The sequence below is a fragment of the Neorhizobium petrolearium genome (assembly GCF_017873175.1).
GTDB classification, from domain to species: Bacteria; Pseudomonadota; Alphaproteobacteria; order Rhizobiales; family Rhizobiaceae; genus Neorhizobium; species Neorhizobium petrolearium.
This window is the reverse complement of the sequence record NZ_JAGGJW010000004.1, coordinates 26,004-43,956: the sequence shown is the minus strand read 5'-3', so window position 1 is coordinate 43,956 and position 17,953 is coordinate 26,004. Positions and strand designations below refer to the sequence as shown.

Annotated in this window: 17 protein-coding genes and 1 pseudogene; 6 read left to right on the top strand and 12 right to left on the bottom strand. The window is 58.7% G+C overall.

The genetic code is table 11. The features are described from left to right. Positions 1 to 57 precede the first annotated feature (57 nt). A complete protein-coding gene (locus J2046_RS08600) occupies positions 58 to 2,628 on the top strand; it encodes a TonB-dependent receptor domain-containing protein (protein ID WP_210050926.1) in 2,571 nt (856 codons plus the stop codon). A gap of 22 nt (positions 2,629 to 2,650) precedes the next feature. Next, on the top strand, positions 2,651 to 3,265 hold the full coding sequence (locus J2046_RS08595; RefSeq protein ID WP_210050924.1) for a biliverdin-producing heme oxygenase: 615 nt from the start codon (positions 2,651 to 2,653) through the stop codon (positions 3,263 to 3,265). 431 nt (positions 3,266 to 3,696) lie between these two features. On the opposite strand, the pseudogene J2046_RS33770 reads toward J2046_RS08595, so the two are convergent. Further along, positions 3,697 to 3,786, bottom strand: a pseudogene (locus J2046_RS33770) (IS6 family transposase); the annotation flags it as partial. A 720-nt stretch (positions 3,787 to 4,506) separates the two neighbouring features. Between J2046_RS33770 and J2046_RS08590 the strand changes: the two are divergent. Beyond that, the gene (locus tag J2046_RS08590) at positions 4,507 to 4,794 is read left to right on the top strand and encodes a hypothetical protein (protein WP_210050923.1); all 288 of its coding nucleotides are present in this window, start codon (positions 4,507 to 4,509) and stop codon (positions 4,792 to 4,794) included. Between the two features lie 194 nt (positions 4,795 to 4,988). On the opposite strand, the gene J2046_RS08585 is transcribed toward J2046_RS08590, so the two are convergent. From J2046_RS08585 to J2046_RS08560, 6 genes are all read right to left on the bottom strand, one after another. Further along, a complete protein-coding gene (locus tag J2046_RS08585; RefSeq protein ID WP_210050922.1) occupies positions 4,989 to 5,216 on the bottom strand; it encodes a hypothetical protein in 228 nt (75 codons plus the stop codon). Positions 5,217 to 5,305: 89 nt separating this feature from the next. Further along, complete coding sequence (locus J2046_RS08580; protein ID WP_210050921.1) at positions 5,306 to 6,001, bottom strand: TfuA-like protein; 696 nt, start codon at positions 5,999 to 6,001, stop codon at positions 5,306 to 5,308. Continuing rightward, positions 5,998 to 7,149 carry a YcaO-like family protein gene (locus J2046_RS08575; RefSeq protein ID WP_210050920.1) on the bottom strand — a complete coding sequence of 384 codons (1,152 nt, stop codon included), beginning with the start codon at positions 7,147 to 7,149 and terminating at the stop codon, positions 5,998 to 6,000. Before J2046_RS08575 ends, J2046_RS08580 begins: the two co-directional genes overlap by 4 nt. A gap of 18 nt (positions 7,150 to 7,167) precedes the next feature. Next, positions 7,168 to 7,386, bottom strand: a complete 219-nt coding sequence (locus tag J2046_RS08570; protein ID WP_210050919.1) for a hypothetical protein — start codon at positions 7,384 to 7,386, stop codon at positions 7,168 to 7,170. 29 nt (positions 7,387 to 7,415) lie between these two features. Then, entirely contained in the window at positions 7,416 to 9,227 is a 1,812-nt protein-coding gene (locus tag J2046_RS08565) for a peptide antibiotic resistance protein (protein ID WP_210050918.1), read from the bottom strand. 12 nt (positions 9,228 to 9,239) lie between these two features. Beyond that, positions 9,240 to 9,680, bottom strand: a complete 441-nt coding sequence (locus J2046_RS08560) for a helix-turn-helix domain-containing protein (RefSeq protein WP_210050917.1) — start codon at positions 9,678 to 9,680, stop codon at positions 9,240 to 9,242. Positions 9,681 to 10,206: 526 nt separating this feature from the next. On the opposite strand from J2046_RS08560, the gene J2046_RS08555 reads away from it, so the two are divergent. Then, complete coding sequence (locus tag J2046_RS08555; protein ID WP_210050916.1) at positions 10,207 to 10,590, top strand: hypothetical protein; 384 nt, start codon at positions 10,207 to 10,209, stop codon at positions 10,588 to 10,590. Between the two features lie 128 nt (positions 10,591 to 10,718). On the opposite strand, the gene J2046_RS08550 is transcribed toward J2046_RS08555, so the two are convergent. The 5 genes from J2046_RS08550 to J2046_RS08530 all read right to left on the bottom strand — a co-directional run bounded on the left by J2046_RS08550 (position 10,719) and on the right by J2046_RS08530 (position 15,883). Continuing rightward, positions 10,719 to 11,480 (bottom strand): ABC transporter ATP-binding protein, encoded by a 762-nt coding sequence (locus J2046_RS08550; RefSeq protein WP_210050915.1) that lies wholly within the window; start codon positions 11,478 to 11,480, stop codon positions 10,719 to 10,721. Continuing rightward, positions 11,477 to 12,517: a FecCD family ABC transporter permease gene (locus J2046_RS08545; protein WP_210050913.1), complete on the bottom strand. Its 1,041-nt coding sequence runs from the start codon at positions 12,515 to 12,517 to the stop codon at positions 11,477 to 11,479. The genes J2046_RS08550 and J2046_RS08545 overlap by 4 nt, the downstream gene beginning before the upstream one ends. Then, complete coding sequence (locus J2046_RS08540; protein WP_210050912.1) at positions 12,514 to 13,536, bottom strand: ABC transporter substrate-binding protein; 1,023 nt, start codon at positions 13,534 to 13,536, stop codon at positions 12,514 to 12,516. Before J2046_RS08540 ends, J2046_RS08545 begins: the two co-directional genes overlap by 4 nt. A gap of 397 nt (positions 13,537 to 13,933) precedes the next feature. Continuing rightward, positions 13,934 to 15,109 carry an MFS transporter gene (locus J2046_RS08535; RefSeq protein WP_325169743.1) on the bottom strand — a complete coding sequence of 392 codons (1,176 nt, stop codon included), beginning with the start codon at positions 15,107 to 15,109 and terminating at the stop codon, positions 13,934 to 13,936. An 84-nt stretch (positions 15,110 to 15,193) separates the two neighbouring features. Continuing rightward, positions 15,194 to 15,883, bottom strand: a complete 690-nt coding sequence (locus tag J2046_RS08530) for a Crp/Fnr family transcriptional regulator (RefSeq protein WP_325169739.1) — start codon at positions 15,881 to 15,883, stop codon at positions 15,194 to 15,196. Positions 15,884 to 16,269: 386 nt separating this feature from the next. Between J2046_RS08530 and J2046_RS08525 the strand changes: the two genes are divergently transcribed. Together J2046_RS08525 and J2046_RS08520 are read left to right on the top strand one after the other, a co-directional pair. Beyond that, entirely contained in the window at positions 16,270 to 17,106 is an 837-nt protein-coding gene (locus tag J2046_RS08525; RefSeq protein ID WP_233469642.1) for a transporter, read from the top strand. A 48-nt stretch (positions 17,107 to 17,154) separates the two neighbouring features. Continuing rightward, the gene (locus J2046_RS08520) at positions 17,155 to 17,946 is read left to right on the top strand and encodes a DUF481 domain-containing protein (protein ID WP_210050908.1); all 792 of its coding nucleotides are present in this window, start codon (positions 17,155 to 17,157) and stop codon (positions 17,944 to 17,946) included. Positions 17,947 to 17,953: the final 7 nt, after the last annotated feature.

Sequence of the window (17,953 nt, the reverse complement as noted above, 5' to 3'; positions counted from 1 at the left end):
TCGTAGTCATCAGGACCGCGGCGAGAGCGGATGTTGCTTTGAGTGCAGGGGGTGGAAATGAGTTTGGTCAAAATTGGTCCGGCTGGGTCGATATTGTGGCAGCCTGTCACGGTTGCGCTTGCCGGTGTATCCTTGCTTGGCGGCATACTGCCGGCAGTCGCGCAACAGGCTGTGCCGCCAGGCATGCCGTCGCGGGCGATGGCCGTCTCCATTCCCGCCGGGTCACTAGAGACAGCACTTCTCGCCCTCGGGCGTCAGACCGACCTGCGCCTTGTCTATCGCAGTGAGATCACGGCGGGAAAGGTGACGGACGGCGCCACCGGATCGCTGGCTCCTGCCGCAGCACTGGCGAAACTGCTTTCCGGCACTGGCGTCTCGTACCGGTTTAGCAGCGGCAACACCGTTACACTTGAGGCCGCGGGCGTGGATGCGGCGGCGCCCGGTGGCGGCGATACGACGCTCGCACCGATCGTACTTCGCAATGGGGGCGACAATCCCGCCGACAAGCCCTATGAAACGGCCGGTTCGACCAGCTATATCTCGTCCGAGCAGATCGCGCGTTTTCGCGGTTCCACCTCCGGCGATGTCTTCAAGAACACACCAGGCGTCATTTCCGCCAACAACCACAATGGCGGCGCTGTCAACGTCAATATCCGCGGCCTGCAGGGGCAGAACCGCGTCCGTGTTGCGATCGACGGCACGCAGCAGACGACCACCACCTGGCGCGGTTACGCCGGCGTCGACGACCGCACCTACATCGATCCGGACCTGATCGGCGGCGTTGCCATTTCCAAGGGTCCTTCGGGCGGGGCAGCCGGTGCTGGCGTCAACGGCGGCGTTGTCGGCATCCGCACGCTGAGCGCCACCGACATCGTCGAGGACGGCAAACGGTACGGCGGCCGCATCCGGATCGGCGCGCAGGATAACACGACCTCCGGTTTCACCATCAACTCCATGACGCAGCAGACGGAGCCCGCTGATTTCTTCGATTTCAAGAACGGCTCGGGCAGCGTCGCGCTCGCCACCGTGCAGGACAATTTCGATTTCATCATCGCCGCCGCACGCCGCTACCGCGGCAACTATTTCGCCGGTTCCGATGGTCCCACGACCTACCATTTCAATGGCCGCGACTATCCGCTCTCCTATACGAAGCCGGGCGAGGAGGTGTTCAATACGTCGGACGAATCGACGTCCTTCCTTGCCAAGGGCACGCTGCGTCTCGACGACGACCAGAGCCTCGAACTCGGCTATGTGCGCTATGAGAGCACGTTCGGCGAGGCGCTGCCATCGCTGCTCTTCACTCAGGATCAGACCTTCCGACAGGCAGCTCTTTCCGATGTGGTGACCGACACCTTCACCGCCCGCTACCGCTACAATCCAGACGACATGGTCGACCTCAAGGTCAATGCCTGGATGAGTATCGTCGACCAGACCAACATCTCGACCGGCCTCGCATTCTACCTGCCGCCGTGGATCACGCCGGAGACCCGCCCGCCGGGCGATGATCCGCGCTATGCCATGACGCATACCTATGGTGGCGACATATCCAACGCGAGCACGTTCGATACCGCCCATGGTAAGTTCAACGTCAATTACGGTGTCTCCTACTTGCTAGAAGATATCGATTCGCGGCCTTACCGCAGCCGCGGCTACGCGACCGACATCGGCGTGCTAATGAACCCGAGCGTCGGCAGTCGCGCGATCGCCAGCGCCTTTACGCAAGGTGAGTGGCAGGTAACGGATTGGCTGAAGTTCAATGCCGGTCTGCGTTACGACCATTACCGGCTCGAAGACGGCGGCGTCACCTCGCGAACGGGCGTGCGCGAGCGAGACGGTGGTCGCCTCAATCCCTCCATCAGCGCGGTCATCGAGCCCATCGACGGGTTCGAGCTCTACGCGCTTTATGCGGAAGGCATGCGCCCGCCGACCATGCGCGAGACGATGGGCAACGACGGCAATGTCATCGAGAACCCCTATCTGAAGCCGGAGATCGCCAAGAACTGGGAGATCGGGATCAACTATAGCCGGGACGGGATTTTCACGGCGGACGATTCGGTACGGATCAAGCTCGCCTATTTCGATAATAATTACTTCGACTACATCTCTCGCGTGCCGTCGAATGCGGGTCCCGGCCAGCCGGTGTTTACCTTCGACAACCTCAAGAAAGCGCGCTTCTCCGGCGTCGAGGCATCCGTGTCCTATGACGTCGGATTCCTGTTCGTTGAGGGAATGCTCACCTACTATACCGACTATGCGTTCTGCCGCACGTCCTCGACTTGCGCCGACACGACGGTCGACATGGACTATGCGGCGAACCACATGCCGCCCGAGATCATGAAGCGGCTGACGATCGGCACGCGGCTCTTCGATGACAAGTTGACAGCCGGCATCCGCGTCACCCAGGCCGGGGATCGTCTCTCGCCGGTCACGCCGGGCGCGCGCATGTATACGGGCATGTGGGTGCCCTATACGGTCGTCGATGCTTTCGCGACCTATAAGATCACCGACAACCTCACCTTCGATCTCCAGGCTGAGAATCTGACGGACCGTTATTACATCGACGCTCTCGACGGCTGGAACCCCGCGCCGGGCCGGACGATCCGGGCCATGCTGACCGCCAAGTTCTGACAATCCAGACACAAGGAATACGATGCAGATCGAACTTGAAACCCCTGCAACCCCGAGTCGGGCCCAGCGCCTCAATGCCCTTACTGCCGCCACGCATGAGCGCCTCGACAAGCGCATCATGGCGGCGAACCCATTTGAAGACCGTGAGCGCTATGCGCTGCTCCTGGACGTCCAGCATCATTTCCACGCAGATGTCGATCCGCACTACAACGACCCGCGGCTCAACCGACTGCTACCGGATCTTGCCAGCCGTGCGCGGCTTTCGCTTCTCCGCCAGGATATCGCCGATATCCGTGGCACGATGCCGGCGGTTTCGCGCGTCACGGCTCCGCTTCAGACGGTACCAGTCGCGCTTGGCTGGCTCTACGTTGCCGAGGGCTCCAACCTCGGCGCGGCTTTCCTTCTGAAGGAGGCGGCAAGGCTCGGCCTGTCGGTGGAATTCGGCGCCCGTCACCTCGCGCCGCATCCGAGCGGGCGTGGTCTGCATTGGCGCACCTTTGTTTCGGCCCTCAATGCGCTCGATCTTTCCGATGCCGATGAAATGGAAATGGCCGAGGCCGCTAAAGCGGCTTTCCGCCGCGTGCATGTCCTGGTGGAGCAGATTTTGAGTGATCCAATCCGGTCGCTGAGGCACTGAATGGCCTGTGGCGAATTCGCAATGATTCGACAAAATTCTGTCGGAGGCACGTCTTCCAGGGTTTGTTGGCTTTTTCCAGCACAGTCATGGAGTGATGCGGCATGGGCAAGTGAAATCCGGCCCCGGCTTGGTTTTTACCGGGTTAGCACGAAAACTGACGTCACTGCCCTGGAGGCGTCGACAACTAGCGACGGGCTTCGGCCGAAAAGGCTGAAGCAGCACCCACTCCCGATCCGTCATATCGCTTACGTCGCGTGCGGTTCGCCGGGCATGTTGTCAGGCGGGTAGTTTCAGTTTGCGACATCGTAAACTCCCTCGAATTTCGGCGAATCCGAAGAAAGAATACGCTGTCGAATCGCAACCCGCTTATTAGGCAACCTCAATGGCATCGAATATCTCGAGGAACCACGATCCTCGTGCAGAACGGACTGCTCGACCATCCGCAGGCTCAGAGGGAAGGGTAAATAAATCCGCACTGCGTGCGCGATGATCGCAGCAGGAAAGCGATGGCGACGATACAGCGATCACGGTTCGTCATGGCCCGTCATCTCGTATCGATGCGGGTATTTCGTTAAGTTGAGATCTACGCGGCAGCCGGCATCAAGCGCATAGGTACTCACGCATTTGTCGGTCGCCAACCCGCGGCGTGAGTCTCCGATGGCGTACAATACCCTTGTTCCGCACGCCATGGATTGAAATGGAACCGCTCGGAATGTTGCTGCCATGGCGCGTGATAGAAGCGTTCGCCGTTCTCGCTGGTTACTTGGTCATTGACGATGCATCGGGACCTGGCCGCAAGACCGCTGCCGTAGATTATCACCGAGAGTAGAATGGCGAGCAATCCGAAGAGGATGAGTCTCAAAATGCGCTGGAACTCTGATGACGTATCTTGCGAAAAGTTCGGTCGCATAGCTTCTCCGAGGCCACGCTCCACGAGCGTTCCTATGATCCGATGTCCATCAAAGGAATACGGCTGACATCCACCGCGGGGGAAAAGTTGGGCAGCGTTAGAGTGACCGTGGGCAAGGGCGGTCTTCAATCCATTCCCAAACGCGGTGCTGGCGAATGCCCGTCGGACGGCTAGACAGGAAGGGGTCAACAACACCTCTCACGTCCCCTCAAGGCACGCGCCTTGAGGATGAACTCGCAGGCCTATGGTGGTCCCTTGCCTGTAAAACGTTGAAACCCTAACGGCCGTTCCGCTCTCCTCAGCCGAAGCTACGTCTGATAGTCTTCCATTCATGCCAGTTTCATCCGACTTTGTCCGTGAACTCTTTGCCGCAGCTAACCAGATCCATCTGATGTCTCGGTTGGAAGCCCAGCGTCTCATTGAACGGGCAGCAACAACTATTGACGATCAGCGCGAACGGTTGGCGGTCTCCACCAATGTCGTGCCGTTGACGCAAGATCTTACGGCTGACCTCCCGAAACTCCTCGCCAACCTTGACAGGATTCCGCCGGAGCTGCTTGCTGTCGTGCTCATTCGGTGCGCTGATGAGATTACCCGGCTGGAGAGACTGGCCCAGTGAAGCTACTCGCCGTAGTGGAAATTTGTCCACAGCTCGCTTAATTTGCTCTTTGAACTGGACGAAGCCCACGACCGTGACAGTTCCACTGCCGCAGGCCGCTCCAGCGGTTACCCCCACTGCGGCAAGGGCTCGACAGGCTCTCTCAATGCCGCTTGTCGAGCCCTTCGTGCCGCCCCATACTGCATCTTTTCCTATCATTGGTAAGTTTGGCCCGGCGTCTTGGATGATCGCTCGATCGCCCCCACGTCTATATCCATGTTGTCGGTGAGCTCCCTGGTGATCGCTTCGAGCGTCACGGAAAGCCCTGCCTCCACCTCTATTGATTTGAGACCCTTTGCGGTCTCTCGCGCGTAAATCACCAATCTCGCCAAAGCGACGAGTTCTGCTTTCCTGTCAACGCCTTCAAAATCCAGACATTCCATGAATCACACCCTCGACTGAGGCCCCAGCGTAAAACGATTTGGGGGCGACGGGTGTGACATCAGCGTGACACAACGCATGGCTGATGACGTCAGCCGTCACCCCAAAGAGATGTTTGGTTGAAGACGAACGACGGAGGTGGTGAACGTCCATCACTCCGACGCAGAGCTTCAATCAAGGCTATGGCGTCTGCCTTCTTCTGATCGACATAGTTGTCGTTCAGAATTCGCAACAATTCTTCGATGCGGGTGTTGCCGATTTGCGGGCAATTTCTCACGATCGTGTTCCAGGTGCGGACCTTGAAGAACAAGGAACGGGCGATCTCTTTGAGCCACCGCGCCTCCCGATCCGAGACAAGACCGTCCGCGCAACATCGGGCGAGGGTCGCGTCCACGTTGACCATGGGGATGGTGATGGCAACATATCCAAGCTCTTCCGGTCCATGCAGCAGCGCGACATCCGCATCGTCGACCAGAGTTTCGGTCGCGTAGGCTTTGAAAATTTCTCCAATGCCGGTCATTCCGAAGGGATGGCACTCAGCCGCCCGCAAGGCGCCCATGCTTGCTGCCCCAAAGATCGCCACACCTTTCGAGAGGCCATAAAGAATTTCCTTGTGCCAGACGGGGGCAACATATTCGAAAGCGCCATCGATCAATCCGATGGCTCGTGCACCCTCATCGACAGCCAGCCGGACATCGCCCTGCGTCGCGGGTGGTCTTATAATCACATCCTCCGCAACGAAACGCCTCGCGTCCGGAAGGCTTGGGCCGACGAAGATGACTTTCATAATGCGAACGACGCTGCCATCGCCCTATTGCCAAATCTTTGCCGTCGCTCTCCCTGCGGATTTTCCAGTCCAGGCACCAGAACCTTGACGACCACAAACGGCAGTGCCGGTGCGCTCAACTGTATGGCAACCGCTTGAGTTATACCCGCCCCCTTCAAATTCGTCAGGATTCCTGGAAGCGTCTGTGGGCCGGACGAGGGCAGACGGCCTATAGGATCGGCATCAAACAGCCTGTGCAATCGCTCCGGCAGCGATCGTCGATATGTCTCATGAAACACATCATCGCGCGCGCCACTGATATAGGTGACACGAGATTGCGCGGCTTCCGTCAACGCCCGTATGGCTGCCCGCTCGGGAGATGGATGGGCACCGCAGCCGAAAGTCACGTCAATATAACGCGGCGCCGGGGACGCAAGCGCGGTCTTGGCCGCAAGAAAGGCACCGATGCACGGTATGCCAACATCGCTTGTCATGTCGAACATGCGCAGCATGACACCTGCATCTTCGATCCTTGTGACAAGGGAGCTTACATTCTCGTCGTCAAATGCGTCAGGTGCCAGACATCTTAAGTGCTGCTTCGGTTCAGGAAGAACCTGCCACAAGACATGGGCATCGCGTTCGATACGCTCAAGAAGGCCGTGAACAATCGCCTCGTCACGGGTATTGCCCGATGCAAGGCCATCCGAAGACTGCCAGTAGCGGCAGTTCGACAGCGTCCGGTCGATTGAGACGGCTTCCACCGGGACGAAGACCCGGCCATGGTTCAGTAGGTCCTCTCCCGCAGCAAATGTCATGTTGTCGGTCTGATGGGGAGGGGGCTGGCCTTTGGCGATCAGCGGAACGAGGAGATCTACCCGCTCGCCGGCATCCGCTAGAGCTGACGCGCATGTATCGTTGCGGGCCAGGAACGGATCGCACGCTACAGCCCGTTCGATCGCCTCCATGACCGCCGATGTTCTCGCGTCAGCATCGGTAAGCCCTTTGCCTTGGGCAACGACGATCGACTTGGCGTTCGGCGTGTAGGCACACCAGACCGGAATGCCGATATGATCAAGTCCGGTCTGCCGGCCTATGCGGGTGATCCCCAGCGTCTTGAGAAAAGGACGCACCCGCTCATAGGTCTCGTCGGGAGGGTAGGCGCGCTCCATTGCTGACGCACCTGCCACCTAGCCGTCGAAGACGCCGGAGAAAGCCTGTTCGGAGGAGGAGACCGCAACGGCCAGATTGACGTCCTTGACGATCGTCCCTCCGACATTTCGAAGATCGTTTGCCGAGGCCAGCGGTCCGGAGGCCGGCGGCTGCATAGGCTGAACGGTTCCCGCGTCGATGTCCGCGACATAGAGCTGATCGTCTCCGGGCAGTCCGATTATCACCACTCTTGCCATCACTTACCCCCTCAGGTTTGGTATTAAAGTTAAAATCCAGCTTTAAGTAAGCCCTCGCGATAAAGGTCCTTTTGCCATTGCTCCTTCACCGGAAGCACGGAAAGCCATGTATGGAGATCGAACTGCGGATTGAGCTCCTGAGCCTTGCGCCGATGGATACGCGCTTTTGCGGCATCGCCCGCCATCGCGTAACTTGCCGCAAGCAATCGCCGGGCCGACGAGGAGTCGCCCATTCGGTCAATATAGCTGATCGCCTGACGAAATTCGCCCAGGAAATAGCTGGCGCCGGCCGCAATCCAGAAGTAGTCGTCAGGGCAGATGGGATTGAGACGGATAGCCTTGCCGATCTTGGCCAAACCGTCGGCGGGCTTCGATGCATGAACCAGGGCATCGGCATACCCGCAGATCGCGTCGGCGAGATGCGGGCTCAGTCCTTCCGCCCGATCGAATGCCTCCAGACTGCCGTCGACATCGCCAAGGTAGAGCTTTGATAGCCCAAGTTCTCGATGCGCCGATGCCAATTCCGGCTGAAGTGCGATTGCCTTTTGGGCGACCTCTTCTGCTTTAACCAGCAGCTCTCTCTCCCCTTGAGCCGTCAACACCCATTCCCAGGAATAGGTACGTGACAGGCCCGCCAATGCTGGCGCGAAATCCGCGCGCGCTTTCAGCGTTCCCCTGAAGGCATTTCTGGCCCGGCGCAGGTCAGGGAGTGTGAACCTGTTGAGATGCTGAGCGCCTGCAAGATAGGAACGGTAGACGTCGGGGTGAGCGCGGAAGTCGGCGAGCACCGGTTCGGTGCGCTGAAGATGATTGCTGATTGCATTGACGATCATCTGCGCAATTTGCTTGCGATGTGAAGCAAGTGAGCCGGGTTTGAGGCGAAAACGCTCGGCCCACAAAACACTGTCGGATGGCAGGAAGATCATCTGAACAAAGAGGCCCTCGCCACTGATGGTCGTATCGATCACATAGGAGATGGAATGTCTCTCCAACTGCGTGACCTTGTCCGCATCCTGCCGAATGCGGGCAGCCGTATAAGGGGCGACGACCGCGACCGTCCTCAAGGCGCACAGGCTTATCGTGATATCTTCCATCAGTGCCCGGGCCGGGTAAGCAGGGTTTTCCCGAGCCTCCTGGGGAGGAAGCAAAACCAGCCGGGGGAGTTCTATCAGTGTCGAAGGGACGACGGCAGTCTCTCCAGACAACGGGAATTCGACCTGGAGTGTGGCGTGCATCGGGGGGCCAGTTTGGTCGCCGTGGCGATGTGCCCGAAGCAGCACTTCGCGAACAGCGGTATCATCCGGATAGCGCTCAAGCAGTTGTTTGGCACTATCCTTGACGCTGGCCCAATGCGACCGGCTTGCCGCCGCGGCTTGCGCATCGAAGAATGCCACCCTGAAGTGTTCCCACTGGGCCGACTGTTGCTTCCCAACCCATGACTTTAGTCCGACGGGTAAGTTCGCCTCGTCTAGAAATTGATGCCTCATCAATTTCGATATCACGGTTAGTCGCCGCAGCGGTTCAAGATCAGCGGAAAAGAGAGAAAAGTCCGGGTCAATGGCTTCTGCTGACAGGCGTATAGTCGATGCCGTGAAATCCAGAGGAATGGGCCAGCCCTCCGTGGCGCATTTGCGGACACGCTCGATCATCTTGCGGAGGTTGATCTTCGCGGCATCCTGGTCGCCTGCCCAAAGCAGTCTCGCGAGATAATCTCGAGGCAGCTCGAACTCACGGCTGGCCAGCATATAGACAACAGCAAACAACGCCTTTTGCGGTAGCGGGACTGTCCCTCGTTCGTCGTCGGCAAGCCGAAGGCCGCCAAAAGTTACAAGCCGGAGCACCGGAACGATCCGTCAACGCGTCGCGTCTGAATCCGCGCGGTCGCGATCCAGTTCTTGGGGGCTCCCCAACGATTTGACCAGCTGAACAATGTTCTGGCGCAGCTTCGCATTTGCCACCCTTTGAAAGGCGATATTGAGCTCCATCCCCTCGCGGCTCATCAGGAACGCGGTGACCGCGTCTTCCTCTTGCATCACGGGTTTCCCGTCGACCAGCGGCGAACCATTCGGGGCGTCCGCGAAGAAATAGCTGACGGGCACATTCAATAGGGTTGCGATGTTCTGGAGGCGACTGGCGCCGACCCGATTGCTTCCCTTTTCGTATTTCTGCACCTGCTGAAAGGTGATCCCCAGCCCATCGGCCAGTTTCTCCTGAGAGATCTTCAGCATCGTGCGCCTGAGCCGGATCCGTGATCCAACATGAATGTCAATGGGATTTGGTTTTTTCTGATCCATCACTGCAGCCCTCCGTCGCGATCACAAGAGTGATACAAACGTGACCTTCATGCAACTATTACTGGAGGGTTTATTCCGGGCTTGAGCTTGGCGCCTGAGCAACTGGAATAGCCGAGCTCGCAAGCTCCCGGGGACGTTGAGCGTGCTTGAGGGCAACATTTTCTGGCGATAAAGGCAGACATATCAATGTTTTGAATAAAGCCGCCCTGATTTTCTAGCAGCCGGAAATCCCCCTCGGTCATTTCTGTCATACCCTCCCAGAGTGTTTAAATCCTCCGTTGGAGATCGGTTTGATGACTAAGATGGATTGGTTGATGTTGGCGGTCGTAGCGATCCCCGTGATGCCCGCAATTTTAAAAGAAATTCGGCTTTGGTGGGAGGCAAGGCGGAGGAGCCGGCGGGATGGCTCGCAGAGGCGCTTCGATCGACCATGACGCGGATGTATTTTGGTCCATGTCTTGCCGTGGACGCTTCCACTTCTGGCTGAAACATGCTTTATCCTCCCGCGGGCAACATGGGGGACTACATGAAAATCCATATCATGCCGCTGGCGGTTGTGCTGGCGGTTTCTGGCTGCGCAAAAAGGCCTGACGCAATTGTGCCTGCCGACATTCCGATGGCGGCATATACCAACTTGTCTTGCGAACAGCTTGGCCAGGAGATGTTCAAGGAGCAAACGGCTCTGGCAAGTGTATCCAAACAACAGCACGACGCCGCGACAGGCGATGCCTTTGGCGTTTTCCTCCTCGGCGTCCCGATGTCCTCGACGTTCGGCGGTGACAAGGAAGGGCAAGTGGCGGTTGCCAAGGGGAAAGTCCAGGCAATTCAGTCCGCGATGATGAGCAAGGGATGCAGTTCATCGCCGGTGCCGGTGAAGCCGGGTACGGCGGCGAAGAAGGCAGCAACTTAATGCGCCGCCGCCGATAAATCACGATTTACCTGGCTGTCTTTCAAGGCTGTCGGGTTTTCCTTCTCGCCTCCAGCACGATCGGCGAACGGGACGCAATCTCTTTCACCTTGATATTTTGGGTGGGCAGCTCAGGGAAGATAGTGAATATGCGGCCGTGCGTGATGCGGTGAGGTCTCGACACGCGCATCTACCGCGAAAACGTCCCTTAAAACCGTCTCGGTCATGACTTCGTCGGGTGTGCCCGACGCAACGATCCTGCCGCGCTGCATGACGATCAATTCGTCGCAGAACATCGCTGCGTGATTGAGGTCGTGCAGAGCGATGATGCTGGTAATTGGTAGATCGGCAACAAGCCGCATGAGGCTGATCTGGTGTTGGATGTCGAGATGGTTGGTCGGTTCATCGAGGATCAGCTCTTTTGGCGACTGTGCAAGAGCTCTGGCAATATGAGCGCGCTGCTTCTCGCCGCCGGACAGGCTCTGCCAGGGGGCATTTCGTTTATCGATCATACCGGCGCATTCAAGCGCTTGCTCGACAGCCCGGTCGTCAGCGAGTGTCCAGCCGGAAAACATCGAGCGATGCGGAGAGCGTCCGAGTTTGACTACGTCAACGACCCTGAGGTTCGCGTTGGTCGTCGCATGCTGTTCGACGAAGGCGACGCGTTGCGCGATCTTGCGGCGACCGATGCTGCCTATATCCTTCCCGTCGAGCGTGATCTCGCCGGAGTGCGGCCGCTTCAGGCCGGCGAGAAGCCGCAGGAGCGAGGTTTTACCGGACCCGTTCGGGCCAAGCAGGCCGAGCATTCTTCCCGGCCGCGCTTCGAAGGAAACGCGATCGAGAATGGTCTTCTTGCCTATCTTCCAGACGAGATCTTGGGTCCTGATGCTCATGATGCGCGCTGGAACCGGTACAGAATGACGGAAAAGAAGGGAACGCCTACGAGTGCGGTGACGACGCCGACCGGCAGGATCTGCTGAGGGACGAGCGCGCGCGAGGCTATGTCGGCGAGCACCATGAAGATAGCCCCCACGACGGCGCAGGCCGGAAGCAGCCGGCTGTGGAGAGGCCCGACGACGAAGCGTGCTGCATGTGGCACCACCAATCCCACAAAACCGATCGAGCCGACCATGCTGACGATCGTCGCCGTCATCATCGCGGTCAGGGCGAAGAGCACAATGCGCGCTCGCCCGACATCGACGCCAAGTGAAGCGGCAGCCTCGTCGCCGAAGGCAAAGGCATCCAGAACCCGGGTATAGGCAAGGCAAGCGACAAGCCCGAGGCCGACGATGACCGAGACCAGCATGAATTCCGGCCACCGCACGCCACCGAAGCTGCCAAGCAACCAGAACATCACGTCGCGAGCCTGCTGAGCATTGCCAGACGTCGTCACGACATAGGACGTGGCGGCGTTGAACAACTGTGACGCGGCAACGCCGGCAAGGACTGTCCGGTCGGCGCCCCCGCGGGTTCCATTCGATAGGAGGGCCACGAAGAAGAAGGCGGCAAACGCCCCAGCAAAGGCCCCCGCCGACAACGAGACGGCCGCCGAGCCAACGCCAAGGATGACGATGGCGACGGCCCCGGTCGATGCGCCGGCGGAAATGCCCAGCACATAGGGTTCTGCCAGCGGATTGCGCAGCAGCGACTGCATGATCGCGCCAGAAAGCGCCAGGCCCGCGCCACAGAAGGCGGCAACGAGTGCACGGCTGAGGCGATAATCCCAGATCACGGTCTCATGGATGCGGTTCAGTTCCACCGACGTCCATCCCAGCCTGTTCGTGACGGCGGCGAACGTCGTGGCGAGTGGGATCGGCAGGTCGCCAATCCCGACACTGACACCTACGACAAATCCGATCGCCGCAAGGGAGGCCAGCAGGAGGGCACCAAAGACGACAGCCTGCGGGAGAGGGCGGTGAGAGGCAGTCACTTGAGCAGACCGAGGGCCTTCAGCTGTTCGGCCACCTGCTCCGCACCGTATACCGTGCGGATCGTGGGGTTCATAGCCTGACCGTCCATGACGACGATCGCATTGTTCCGGACGGCCGGCAGCTGGCTGACTGCGGGATCGCTGTTCAGGAACTTGATCTTGGCTTCTGGCTTGTCGAGTTCCCAGCGGTTGCGGTCGAGACTGGCGACGACGATGACGTCGGGATTGGCTGCAATGATGCTTTCCCAGCCAAGCGTCGGCCATTCGGCTTCCGCCATGATCGCATTCTTGCCGCCGAGAAGATCGGCGATGAAGCCCGATGCGGCATTCTTGCCGCCGAGATACGCGTCGGCTGTCGGTGACGGGCTGGAGAACCAGAAGACGTAGGAGAGTTTCTCCCCGTCCTTCGAGACGCCAGCGCGCAAGGACGCCTCGCGCTTCTTGAAGTCGGCGATCAAATCCTGGCCGCGATCGGCGACGTCGAAGATCTGCGACAGTTCGTCGATCTCCTTATAGAGCAGGTCCATGCTCCATAGCTGATCACGGCTGCCATATTGATCGTTTGCCTTTTCGGTGCTGAGGCAGGTACTGGGCGAGATGTAGCTGGGCACGCCGACCTTATCGAAGTCCTCGCGCTTTGCGACCTTGCTGGTCGGGCCGAGCAGGCTAGGGAGGGCTGCGGCGACGAAATCCGGGTTCTCGGCCAGAATCGCTTCGAAAGTCGGGAATTCGACAGTCAGGAGCTTGACCTTCGCATTGGCTGCGGCCAGTTGCGGAAGAACCTTGCTCGGCCAGAATGCCGTGCCAGCCATTTTGTCTTCCAGGCCGAGCAGCAGCATGATCTCGGCGCTGTTCTGGCCAAGTCCAATCGCCCGCTGCGGCGCCTTGTTGATCGTAACCTGGGCTCCGCAATTGTCGAGCACCAGGGGATATTTCGTCGGCGTTGCTGAAGCTTCGGTTAAGGGAAAACCGAGCACAGCTGCGAGGCCAGCGGCAAGAAGAGGTCTGAACGCAGACACTTTCATGTTCCTATCAGTGGAGTTTTTAGTTGTGGTGCTGAGCCTATAACGTGAACGACCCGCTTGAACAAGACTGTTGAAGTCAAGTATTTGTTCCGCAACCTCCACTCCGTCGCACTTGCCGATGGTGTTCAGGATTGCTCTTAAAGGGGATACCGAGGGTATAAATGGTATGCCGGTATGTGGCGGCCATTAAGACTCTGACAATCAGACCGCATGCAGCCCTTCGCTGTCATCAACAGTTCCAACCGGTACGCTTCTCTAACGCTTCCAAGTGGTAGCTGTTCGATGATTGCGCCAGTTGCAAAGTCTCTCCGATGTCGAATCATGTCCGCGGCAGAATTTTATCGGCGCTGATGACAGTCCGTTGATATGGCTGACATTTCCCTATGTCCATTTAGGAGAATTCCGCGGATATTGTCGGGTCTGTCGCGGTAGATCTGCATGAAATAGCCGCAACGAAACACGCTACGAAAAGCAAGGTTGTTGCCGCGAAAAACGGGATCTGTGGCGATATCCGGTGAAGGCCCGCGCCGGCGATTGGACCGATTGCCTGTCCGAGGCCCTGTGCCAGGACGTTGACGCCCGCAACCTTGCCTTGGGCGCCACTCCCGGTCTGCAAGCTAAGCGAAGCGAGATTGCCGGTCAACATCAGGCCCAAACCAATGCCGAGCAGGATCAATGTGGCGAAAATCCCCGAATACGTTGTCACAAACGTGCAGATCAACATGGCAATGGCCGCCGTGATCGCTCCGACCCCCAGCAAGCGAGCAGCCTTCCAGCGGAAAACCCGGACCGCACAGGCCTGCACCACGATCATCGCAAGCGCCGTTGCCATCAGCGCCGCGCCTCCGCCCGAGATCGACTCCTCAACCGTAAAACCTAGCGAATCCTGCAGGCGAAGCGCCGTCACCTGTTGCAGGATGCTGTAGGCGGAGATCGAGACCAGCGTGATCGCCAGGAATGGCCATATGCGCCGAAGAGGCAGACAGGCATCCGAGACGACTGTTATAACTTTGCGAGCGGGTTCTTTTGCAAGCCAGAGGATGCCCAGCCAGGCGATGGCAGCTAGCATCGCAATCACCGCGAAAGCGACGATTGGGCTGGTTCCCGCAACGCGCCAGGCAAGCGCCGCTCCCGCGATGGCGCCAACGCCGATAGCCGCTCCAAGGGTACCCATGCCATTCGCCCGCTGCGCTGGAGCGGTAATATCCGCCATATAGGCCTGTGCAGCGGGCAAGATGCCGCTCGTGACCAGGGTTTGGGCCGCCCGAGCGAAGGTTATCAACATGAGCGCAGAAAATACGCTTAAAGCGCCTGACAACCGAAAGTGGACGATTGTTCCAAAGCCGATCGACCCTAACGCGGCACCAGCAAGAGCAATCAGCAGAACCGGGCGGCGCCCGACACGCTCACTGAGGTAGCCCCAAGCGGGCGCCGATATCATGATCAGCAAGGCAGACAGGCTGAGGATGCTGCCGATATGGAGGTCCGCAAAACCGAGACGCCGACCCAAGGGAGGAAGGACGACAAGAAGAAAGGATTGCCCGGTGGTGAAGACCGCCAAGCTCACAAAGAGTGCCAATTGCGTTTGCGTCCTGGATGTCCGAGATTCAACGTCCAAAGCTTCCCCCAGCTAACGCTTTCCCACCTATTACTATTCCGAACCGTCGCCTTCGGAAAACTGTCGCAGCGCCTGCGGGTTGACGACGGTGATGGATCGATAGGTGTAGTCGACCCAACCAGCGGCAACGAAACGCTGCATTGCCATGTTCACCTGCTGCCGTGAAGCATTCGCCATGACGCCAAGATCGCTCTGAGACAGGCCGATAGGCATGTCGCCGAGCCAGCCAGCTCTTTGAAGCACCGATGCGATCCTGCGCCCAACATCACGCTTTTGCAAATCGTGGACAATGCGGAGCAGAACATCAACTGTAAATACAGTGTTCATTCCAATTGCACGCGATACACCAGGATCGCGTGCCGCCATCTGCTCCAAGGCATCGAGCGGCACATGCATCATCCACGCGCCACCAAGCGCCCTCATCTCGACCCTACGTGGCTGGCCGGTCAAGAAGGGGCCTTCACCTGTCCATGCCCCCGGCATCCCGAGATGGATCAGCCGGGGGGTCGCGTCCGGTGGTGCTGAATTGATGGTAAGGGAGCCGGCGACTAGCCCATACATGCCACCGACCGGATCGCCGTATCGGTAGATGATCTGGTTGGCAGTGAACTTCTGCAAATGCGCGTTACGCAGCAGTTCTGTCCTAAAGGTCTCGCTCATGCTCGCGAGCCAGGCGCCCTGGCTCATGACCTCTTCCGCCTTTTTTCGCGTCAGATCCAGCACGATTTCCTCCACATTGCCAAAATCCGGACAGAATAGATGTCGCCGATTAGCTACAAAGCACTCGAACACATCCGTTTGCACCACGGTCGCAAATAAAGCAGCCGGGGAATACCGGTGATGATATACTTGTCCAAATTTTCTGAGAATGTCCGAATCCGGACAATCTGATGTCGGCGAATATGCAATCTGACCCCGTCGATGATGAATTGTCATGGTGTGGCGCAAGCATTGATTTGTAGAGAAGAAATCGAAACTCCTTAGATCGCGACACACCATTACCGTCAGGAAATAGCGCGGACCTTCGGTGAGCTTCGCGAGATCTTCCTACCAATTCTCGCCGACCAAACTATGCCAAAGAACTTTTGGGGCGGCAGATGAATTCTGGAATGTCGGGACATTCACCCTTCGTGATTCGCAAATACAGCGGCGGTGAACCCGCGTTTATTTCCGTTTTTCTCCTATTCGTCAGCTTCTCTAGCGGCAGTGCCACGGCGCAGGCAACTGCGGACGACCTTTCGCAGAAACTGGCCAATCCACTTGCAGGTCTGACCAGCGTTCCGCTCCAAAACAACGTCGATTTCGGCGCAAGCGTCGAGGGCAAGGGTTTCGCTTATACGTCGAATATCCAGCCGGTCATACCGTTCGAGCTGAATGACGACTGGAACCTGATCACACGCACCATAATCCCCGTCGGCTATCGCGATTATCTGCCCGGCGCAGATGTCTCGGGTCTGGATGACGTCAATGCGAGCTTCTTCTTTTCGCCCAAGGATCCAGGACCCGGCGGACTGATCTGGGGTGCTGGCCCCGTTGCTTTGCTGCCGACAGCCACGGACGACTTCCTCGGATCAGGAATATTTGGCCTTGGACCGACGGCCGTCGGTCTTGTTCAGCAGGGTCCTTGGATGGTCGGAGCACTCGCCAACCATATCTGTTCGATCGCAGGACCGAATGATCGGCCCGACGTCAGCGTCAGTCTCCTGCAGCCCTTCGCATCTCATAATTTCGGCGGTGGAAGGTCGGTGTCCCTCAGCGTTGACGCCAATCATGACGGGAACAACGAACAGCGGATTATTCCGGTCAATTTCGGCGTTTCCCAGATTTTCACCTTGGGTTCTCAGGCCAGGAGCTTCCCGATCGGAGGACGGTACTACGCCGACGCACCGTCGGGCGGCCCGGAATGGCGAGGGCGGACCACGCTCACATTCCTGTTCCCGACATAAATGCGGAGCCGGATCGAGATTGATATTTGTTGGCAGAGGGACCAGTCAATGAAAGTCCATAGAATATTCACGGCGATGGTACTGATCAGTGCGTCAGCGGGTTCGGCCGCAAGCGCTGCAGACCTTCAGTCGCCGTTTATCATCCCCGAGGCTAAGCCGGCTGTGAGTGACGGCTGGACCTTTGCGGTGAGCCCCTATTTCTGGGGCGCCGGCATCTCTGGCGATGTCGGGCAGTTCGGTCTGCCGGCCGTTCATCTTGAATCCGATTTCGGCGACATCCTAAAGGATCTGGATTTCGGATTCATGGCGGTTGGTGAAGCGCGTTACGATCGGTTCAGCATCTTCGGCGATGTCATCTACACCAAGGTCTCGTCGGGGGCATCCACGCCGCTCGGCATCGTCGCAGAACGGGTCGACGCCACGTCGGAGACATTCGCCGGACTTGTCGGCGCGGGCTATGCTGTCTTTCAGGACGGCCGTGGCAATCTCGATCTCGTCGCCGGCGCGCGCGTCTGGCACGCGAGCACGGAAATCTCGTTTTCCGGCGGTCTTCTGGATGGCGTTTCAGCCAAAGACAGCGCCACCTGGGTCGACGCGATGGCGGGTGTTCGCGGCCGGTACTTCCTGACGGACAATCTCTATCTCAGCGCCTGGGCATTGGTGGGGGCCGGGCAGGCAGACCTCGACTGGGATCTCGCTGCCGGTATCGGGTACGAGTTCAGTGACAGGATCTCGGCGGTGGCCGGCTATCGCGCACTAGGCGTCGATTACAGCCACGACGGCTTTGTCTTCGATGTGGTGCAGCAAGGCCCGATTCTCGGCCTGGTCGTGCGCTTCTGACCGTTCG

Bases quoted from the DNA above. Each gene is read 5' to 3' on its own strand.
- J2046_RS08600 (WP_210050926.1), top strand. From the start codon at position 58: ATGAGTTTGGTCAAAATTGGTCCGGCTGGGTCGATATTGTGGCAGCCT.
- J2046_RS08595 (WP_210050924.1), top strand. From the start codon at position 2,651: ATGCAGATCGAACTTGAAACCCCTGCAACCCCGAGTCGGGCCCAGCGC.
- J2046_RS08590 (WP_210050923.1), top strand. From the start codon at position 4,507: ATGCCAGTTTCATCCGACTTTGTCCGTGAACTCTTTGCCGCAGCTAAC.
- J2046_RS08585 (WP_210050922.1), bottom strand. From the start codon at position 5,216: ATGGAATGTCTGGATTTTGAAGGCGTTGACAGGAAAGCAGAACTCGTC.
- J2046_RS08580 (WP_210050921.1), bottom strand. From the start codon at position 6,001: ATGAAAGTCATCTTCGTCGGCCCAAGCCTTCCGGACGCGAGGCGTTTC.
- J2046_RS08575 (WP_210050920.1), bottom strand. From the start codon at position 7,149: ATGGAGCGCGCCTACCCTCCCGACGAGACCTATGAGCGGGTGCGTCCT.
- J2046_RS08570 (WP_210050919.1), bottom strand. From the start codon at position 7,386: ATGGCAAGAGTGGTGATAATCGGACTGCCCGGAGACGATCAGCTCTAT.
- J2046_RS08560 (WP_210050917.1), bottom strand. From the start codon at position 9,680: ATGGATCAGAAAAAACCAAATCCCATTGACATTCATGTTGGATCACGG.
- J2046_RS08555 (WP_210050916.1), top strand. From the start codon at position 10,207: ATGAAAATCCATATCATGCCGCTGGCGGTTGTGCTGGCGGTTTCTGGC.
- J2046_RS08550 (WP_210050915.1), bottom strand. From the start codon at position 11,480: ATGAGCATCAGGACCCAAGATCTCGTCTGGAAGATAGGCAAGAAGACC.
- J2046_RS08525 (WP_233469642.1), top strand. From the start codon at position 16,270: ATGTCGGGACATTCACCCTTCGTGATTCGCAAATACAGCGGCGGTGAA.
- J2046_RS08520 (WP_210050908.1), top strand. From the start codon at position 17,155: ATGAAAGTCCATAGAATATTCACGGCGATGGTACTGATCAGTGCGTCA.